Origin of the sequence: Stenotrophomonas sp. GD04054, assembly GCF_029836955.1 — a bacterium.
Lineage (GTDB): Bacteria > Pseudomonadota > Gammaproteobacteria > Xanthomonadales > Xanthomonadaceae > Stenotrophomonas > Stenotrophomonas maltophilia_A.
Window position 1 is genome coordinate 1 of record NZ_JAOECR010000093.1, and the last position, 6,861, is coordinate 6,861.

The following is a 6,861-nucleotide window of genomic DNA, read 5'->3' on the forward strand; positions in this document are numbered from 1 at the left end:
AACACACGCGTCGATGGATCAGGACGTCATCCGGTCCCAGAAGCCCTTCACGCCATCCATGAAGGTGGCCGACTTCGGCGAATGCTTGCGTGCTTCCTCGCCGACGAAGGTGGCTTCGAACTGTTCCAGCAGCTTGCGCTGCTCAGGGGTGAGGTTGACCGGGGTCTCCACCACCACGCGGCAGTACAGGTCGCCTTCGCTGCGGCTGCGCACCGAACGCACGCCCTTGCCACGCAGGCGGAACAGCTTGCCGGTCTGGGTCTCGGCCGGAATGCGGATCTCCGCTTCGCCGCCGAGGGTGGCCACGCGCACGGTGTCACCCAGTGCCGCCTGCGAGATGCGGATCGGCACTTCGCAGTGCAGGTCGTCGCCATCGCGCTGGAAGATCGCATGCTCGCGCACGCGCACTTCCACGTACAGGTCGCCCGGTGGCGTACCGGCCGGACCAGCTTCGCCCTCGCCCTGCAGGCGGATGCGGTCGCCGGTATCGACGCCGGCCGGCACCTTCACCGACAGCACCTTGTCTTCCTCGACACGGCCGTTGCCGTGGCAGGTCTTGCAGGGCTTGGCGATGATCTGGCCACGGCCGCCGCAGTTGTGGCAGGCCTGCTGCATGGCGAAGATGCCGCGCTGGATGCGCACCTGGCCGCGGCCATGGCACACATTGCAGGTTTCGACCTTGCCGTCTTCCGAGCCACTGCCATCGCAGTCGCCGCACTCGGCCAGGGTCGGAATCTCGATGCGGCGCTCGACTCCGCGCACGGCTTCTTCCAGGTCCAGCTCCATCACGTAGCCGATATCGGCGCCGCGACGCGCCTGGCGCGGTCCACCGCCACCGCCGCCAAAGATGTTGCCGAAGATATCGCCGAAGATATCGTTCATGTCCGGGGCGCCCGGGCCGCCGCCGCCCATGCCGTGCTCGAACGCCGCGTGGCCATGGCTGTCGTACATGCGGCGCTTGTTGCCGTCGGACAGCACTTCGTAGGCTTCCTTGCACTCCTTGAAGGAGGCTTCGGCCGCCGCATCACCCGGGTTGCGGTCCGGGTGGAACTTCATCGCGCAGCGACGGTACGCCTTCTTCAGCTCGTCGTCGGTGGCGGTGCGGGCAACGCCCAGCACTTCGTAATAATCGCGCTTGCTCATATCGTGGATCTGGTTCCGGAAAGTCGGGATTCGTCAAAGCGGAAGAGCGGAACCAGGTCCGCTCTTGCGTCGGGCGCCCCGACACGCCGGTGGGCGGTCAGGACCCTGATGCGACAACGGGACGCTGGTGGCCAGCGTCCCGTGTCGGTCCGGATCAGGACTTCTTGTCGTCCTTGACTTCGGTGAACTCGGCGTCGACCACGTCGTCCTGCGCCTTGCCGGCATTGCCGGCGTCGGCACCCGGGGCACCGCCCTGGTCGGCCGAAGCAGCGGCGAACAGCGACTGGCCAGCTTCTTCCAGCGCCTTCGACTTGGCTTCGATCTGTGCCTTGTCGTCACCCTTCATCGCGGTTTCCAAGTCGGCCAGGGCCGCCTCGACCTTGCCGATGACATCGCCGCCGACCTTGCTGCCGTGCTCGGTGATGGCGCTGCGGGTGCCGTGGATCAGGGCGTCGGCCTGGTTGCGGGCCTGCACCAGTTCCTGGAACTTCTTGTCTTCTTCGCGGTTGGCTTCCGCGTCGGCGACCATGCGCGCGATCTCTTCCTCGGACAGACCCGAACCGGCCTTGATCTCGACCTTCTGTTCCTTGTTGGTCTTCTTGTCCTTGGCCGACACGTGCAGGATGCCGTTGGCGTCGATGTCGAAGGACACTTCCACCTGCGGCAGGCCACGCGGGGCCGGCTCGATGCCGGACAGGTCGAACTTGGCCAGCGACTTGTTGAAGCGGGCCTGTTCGCGCTCACCCTGCAGCACGTGCACGGTCACGGCCGACTGGTTGTCCTCGGCGGTGGAGAACACCTGCGAGGCCTTGGTCGGGATGGTGGTGTTCTTCTCGATGATCTTGGTGAACACGCCGCCCATGGTCTCGATGCCCAGCGACAGCGGGGTCACGTCCAGCAGCAGCACGTCCTTGACGTCGCCGCCCAGCACGCCGCCCTGGATCGCAGCACCCAGTGCCACGGCTTCGTCCGGGTTGACGTCCTTGCGCGGTTCCTTGCCGAAGAACTCGGTCACCGCCTGCTGCACCTTCGGCATGCGGGTCTGGCCGCCGACCAGGATCACTTCGCTGATGTCGCTCGAACGCAGGCCGGCATCGTTCAGGGCGACGCGGCACGGCTCGATCGACTTCTTGATCAGGTCGTCCACCAGGGCTTCCAGCTTGGCGCGGGTCAGCTTGATGTTCAGGTGCTTCGGACCCGACGCGTCAGCGGTGACGTACGGCAGGTTCACTTCGGTCTGCTGGGCGCTGGACAGCTCGATCTTGGCGCGCTCGGCAGCATCCTTCAGGCGCTGCAGGGCCAGCGGATCCTTGCGCAGGTCGATGCCCTGGTCCTTGTTGAACTCTTCAACCAGGTACTCGATGACGCGGTTGTCGAAGTCTTCGCCACCCAGGAACGTGTCGCCGTTGGTGGCCAGCACTTCGAACTGCTTTTCACCGTCAACGTTGGCGATCTCGATCACCGAGACGTCGAAGGTACCGCCGCCCAGGTCGTACACCACGATCTTGCGATCCTTGTTGTCGCCCTTGTCCAGGCCATAGGCCAGCGCGGCCGCGGTCGGCTCGTTGATGATGCGCTTGACGTCCAGGCCGGCGATGCGGCCGGCGTCCTTGGTTGCCTGGCGCTGGCTGTCGTTGAAGTAGGCCGGCACGGTGATGACCGCTTCGGTGACCTTCTCACCGAGGAAGTCCTCGGCGGTCTTCTTCATCTTTTCCAGCACCTTGGCCGAGATTTCCTGCGGGGCCATCTTCTTGCCGTCGCTGGTGGCCACCCAGGCGTCGCCATTGTCATGGGCCAGGATGCTGTACGGGACGTGCGCGATGTCCTTCTGCACTTCGGCGTCGGTGAACTTGCGGCCGATCAGGCGCTTCACCGCGTAGAAGGTGTTCTTCGGGTTGGTCACGGCCTGGCGCTTGGCCGAGGCACCGACCAGGACTTCGCCGTCCTTGGTGTAGGCGACGATCGACGGGGTGGTGCGATCGCCTTCCGAATTCTCGATGACGCGGGCCTTGCCGCCGTCCATGATCGCCACGCACGAGTTGGTGGTGCCGAGGTCGATACCAATGATCTTGCCCATGGGGGAGACTCCTGAGGATGCTTGTTGGTGTCAGTCCGGCCGTTCGGCCGGTGGATGAATACGATGTGGGGGAGGCTCGTGGAACATTCAAGCCATCTCCCGAACGCTGTGTTCAGCGCCTGGAAAACCTTGCCAGGCATGGCCTGGCACAACCGGGACCGGGCAAAGCCCGGCCTGGTCCATCAATCGGCGGCCACCACCACCAGCGCCGGCCGCAGCAGGCGCTCGTTGAGCAGGTAGCCCTTCTGGAACACGGTCACCACGCTGCCCGGGGCGGCGCCCGGCGTCGGCACCTGGCTGATGGCCTGGTGGTGTTCCGGGTTGAACGGCTGGCCGATCGGGTCCAGCAGGACCAGTCCGTTGTCGGCGGCCACCTTCAGCAGCTGCTTGTAGGTCAGCTCCAGGCCTTCGCGCAGCGGGTGCGGGTCGTCGCCGGCGGCCTTCAGGCCGGCATCCAGGCTGTCGAACACGGGGAGCAGATCGCCCAGCAGCTTCTCGTTGGCGAACTTGCGGGCCTGTTCGATGTCACGGGCAACGCGCTTGCGCTGGTTCTCCAGGTCGGCGCGCTCACGCAGGGCATCGGCCTTGACCTGTTCGATTTCGGCGCGCAGGCGCTCGACTTCGTCGTTGACGCCGGCGGTGGCGGCCGCATCGGCGGCACTCTGCTGGGATTCGATATCTGGCTGTTCGTGGTTCATGTCTGGGTCCCTGGCGGTCAATCTCCGCCTCCACCCACCCTAGTGTGGGCGGGATGCTGCGTTTCAAGCGTCGGATGTTCCCGGCGGGCGGCCGGCTGGCGAAAACGCCGCGCCCAGTACATCGGCGGTAGCCTGGACCAGCGGGATCACGCGGTCGTACGCCATCCGCTTGGGGCCGATCACCCCCAGCACGCCCAGCACCTGGCCATTGGCCGTGTAAGGGGCGGTGACCAGCGAGACGCCCTGCAGCGGCATCATCCCGGTCTCCTCGCCGATGAAGATGCGCACGCCGGGCGCCTGGATGGTCCGCTCCAGCAGCTGCAGGATCTCGCGCTTGCTGGAGAACAGCTCGAACAGCTCGCGCAGGCGCTCCAGGTCGGACAGGTCCTGCACCCCCATCAGGCGGGTCTGGCCCGCCACCAGCATGTCGTCGGCAGCCGGCTGCAGGGCCTGCTCGGCCAGCTCGATGCTGTGCGCCAGCAGCTGTTCCAGCTCGGAGCGGGCATCGCGCAGTTCCAGCAGCAGTCGGGTGCGGATCTCGGCCATCGGCAGGCCGGCGAAATGGGCATTGAGGTAGTTCGCGACCTGCTCCAGCTGGCCCGGCGCGAACTCCTGCCGGGTTTCGATGACGCGGTTCTGCACCTCGTTGTCGGCAAACACCAGGATCGCCAGCACCCGGCGCCCGTCCAGCGCCACGAAGTCGATCTGGCGGAAGGCGAACTGCTCGCGTCGCGGCGCGCTGACCACGCCGACGAAGTGGCTCATCGCCGACAACAACTCCGAGGCGCTGCCGAGCAGGGCCTGGGTGCTGCCGCCGCCAGCCAGTTCCTGCCGCAACCGGGCCAGCTCACCCTCGCCCGGCGGCTGCATCTGCAGCAGGCTGTCGACGAACACGCGGTAGCCATGCGCGGTCGGAACGCGCCCGGCGGAGGTGTGCGGCGAGGCCAGCAGCCCCAGGTCTTCCAGGTCACCCAGGATGTTGCGGATGGTGGCCGGACTGACCTCCAGGCCGGCCACGCGCGCCAGTGTCTGCGAGCCGACCGGCTCGCCGTCCTGGATGTAACGCGCGATCAGCGTGCGCAGCAGATGGCGCGCACGCGGGGCAAGCTGGTCGGGAGAACCGTGCATGGAATCAACCTGTGAGACACGGACACTAGATAATGGCGGCGCATCACCTTGGCAAGTCATTGGACCTCCCTCGCCCGCGTGCTAGCGTTGCGCGGCTGCTGATACCCCCTTACCCATGCTCAGACATCTTTCGATCAAGGATTTCGCCGTCGTCCGCGCCACCGAACTGGAGTTCGGGCCAGGCATGACCGTGGTTTCAGGCGAGACCGGCGCCGGCAAGTCGCTGATGGTCGACGCGCTGGGCTTCCTGTCCGGCCTGCGCGCCGACAGCGGCGTGGTCCGCCACGGCGCCGCGCGCGCCGAGCTTTCGGCCGAGTTTGCGCTGGAGCAGCTGCAGGCTGCACGCCAGTGGCTGGCCGACAACGAGCTGGACGACGAGGAGCAGTGCCAGCTGCGCCGGGTCATCCGCGCCGATGGCGGTTCGCGGGCCTGGATCAACGGCCGCCCGGTGACCCTGGCGCAGCTGGGCGACCTGGCCTCGCTGCTGGTGGAGATCCACGGACAGCACGAACAGCAGGCCCTGCTGACGCGCCCGTCGCAGCTGGCCCTGCTGGACGCTTATGCCGGCAACGAGAACGAGCGCCGCCAGGTGCGCCGCGCCGCCGCGGCCTGGCAGGCTCTGGTCGATGAATCGCTGGCGCTGTCGCAACAGGGCGACGTCAGTGACCGGATCGGCTTCCTGGAGCACCAGCTGCGCGAACTGGACCGCGAAGATCTGGAACCGGAGTCGATCGTCGCACTCGGTGCCAGCCACCGCCGCCAGGCCCACGCCAGCGCCCTGCTGAGCGCCTGCCAGGCGGCCAGCAACCAGCTCAATGGCGACGACGGCAGTTCCGCGCTGGACCTGCTGCAGCAGGTGCGCCACGAGCTGTCGCGCCTGATCGAACACGACCCGCGCCTGGGCGAGGTGGACGGCCTGATCGAGAACGCCTCGATCCAGCTGCACGAAGCCCTGTCGCTGCTGGACCGCGTGCACGACGACCTTGATGCCGACCCGGAGCAGTTCGAGGAGAACGAGCGTCGCCTCGGCCGCCTGCACGACCTGGCCCGCAAGCACCGCGTGCCGATGGACGAGCTGGGCGCGCAGCGCGAGCGCATGCATGCCGAAGTGGAACAGCTGCGCGGCGCCGACGAACGCCTGCAGCGCCTGTCCGGCGAGATCGACAAAGCCGCCGCCGCCTGGCGCATACAGGCCGAGGTGCTGACCGCCAGCCGTCGCAGCGCCGCTGCCGAACTGTCGGCCACCACCACCGGCATCATCGCCGAGCTGGGCATGGGCGGTGGCCAGTTCCTGATCGAGCTGGAGCCACAGGACGCCGGCAAGCCCGATCCGCAGGGTGCCGAACGCGTGGAATTCCTGGTGGCGGCCAACGCCGGCCAGCCGCCGCGCGCCCTGCGCAAGGTGGCCTCGGGCGGTGAACTGTCGCGCATCTCGCTGGCCATCGAAGTGGCCGCGCTGGACCTGGATGCAGTACCGACCATGGTGTTCGACGAAGTCGACTCCGGCATCGGCGGCGCGGTGGCGGATATCGTCGGCCAGAAGCTGCGCGCCCTTGGCGAGAAGCGCCAGGTGCTGTGCGTGACCCACCTGCCGCAGGTCGCCTCCAAGGGCCACGCGCATTACCGGGTCAGCAAGGCGCCGGTGGAAGGCATGACCCAGAGCGCGGTGGAAAAGCTGGACAGCAAGGCGCGCGAGGAAGAGCTGGCGCGCATGCTCGGCGGCGTGGAAGTGAGCAAGGAAGCGCGCGCCGCCGCCCGCAAGCTGCTGCAGGTCTGAGGCCTGTTCGCGGTTATCCACGCATGGCGTGGATCTAC

At 67.2% G+C, this 6,861-nt stretch carries 5 protein-coding genes; 1 reads left to right on the plus strand and 4 read right to left on the minus strand.

Features of this window, described 5'->3' with window-relative positions:
• Positions 1–18: 18 nt before the first annotated feature.
• The 4 genes from dnaJ to hrcA all read right to left on the minus strand — a co-directional run bounded on the left by dnaJ (position 19) and on the right by hrcA (position 5,046).
• Positions 19–1,143: a molecular chaperone DnaJ gene (gene dnaJ / locus N7573_RS22100; protein WP_279913875.1), complete on the minus strand. Its 1,125-nt coding sequence runs from the start codon at positions 1,141–1,143 to the stop codon at positions 19–21.
• Positions 1,144–1,297: 154 nt separating this feature from the next.
• Positions 1,298–3,220, minus strand: a complete 1,923-nt coding sequence (gene dnaK, locus N7573_RS22105; protein WP_005409241.1) for a molecular chaperone DnaK — start codon at positions 3,218–3,220, stop codon at positions 1,298–1,300.
• 182 nt (positions 3,221–3,402) lie between these two features.
• The gene (grpE, locus tag N7573_RS22110; RefSeq protein WP_005409240.1) at positions 3,403–3,918 is read right to left on the minus strand and encodes a nucleotide exchange factor GrpE; all 516 of its coding nucleotides are present in this window, start codon (positions 3,916–3,918) and stop codon (positions 3,403–3,405) included.
• A 63-nt stretch (positions 3,919–3,981) separates the two neighbouring features.
• On the minus strand, positions 3,982–5,046 hold the full coding sequence (gene hrcA, locus N7573_RS22115) for a heat-inducible transcriptional repressor HrcA (protein ID WP_005409239.1): 1,065 nt from the start codon (positions 5,044–5,046) through the stop codon (positions 3,982–3,984).
• Positions 5,047–5,161: 115 nt separating this feature from the next.
• On the opposite strand from hrcA, the gene recN reads away from it, so the two are divergent.
• On the plus strand, positions 5,162–6,823 hold the full coding sequence (gene recN, locus N7573_RS22120; protein WP_279943291.1) for a DNA repair protein RecN: 1,662 nt from the start codon (positions 5,162–5,164) through the stop codon (positions 6,821–6,823).
• The last annotated feature ends 38 nt before the right edge of the window (positions 6,824–6,861 follow it).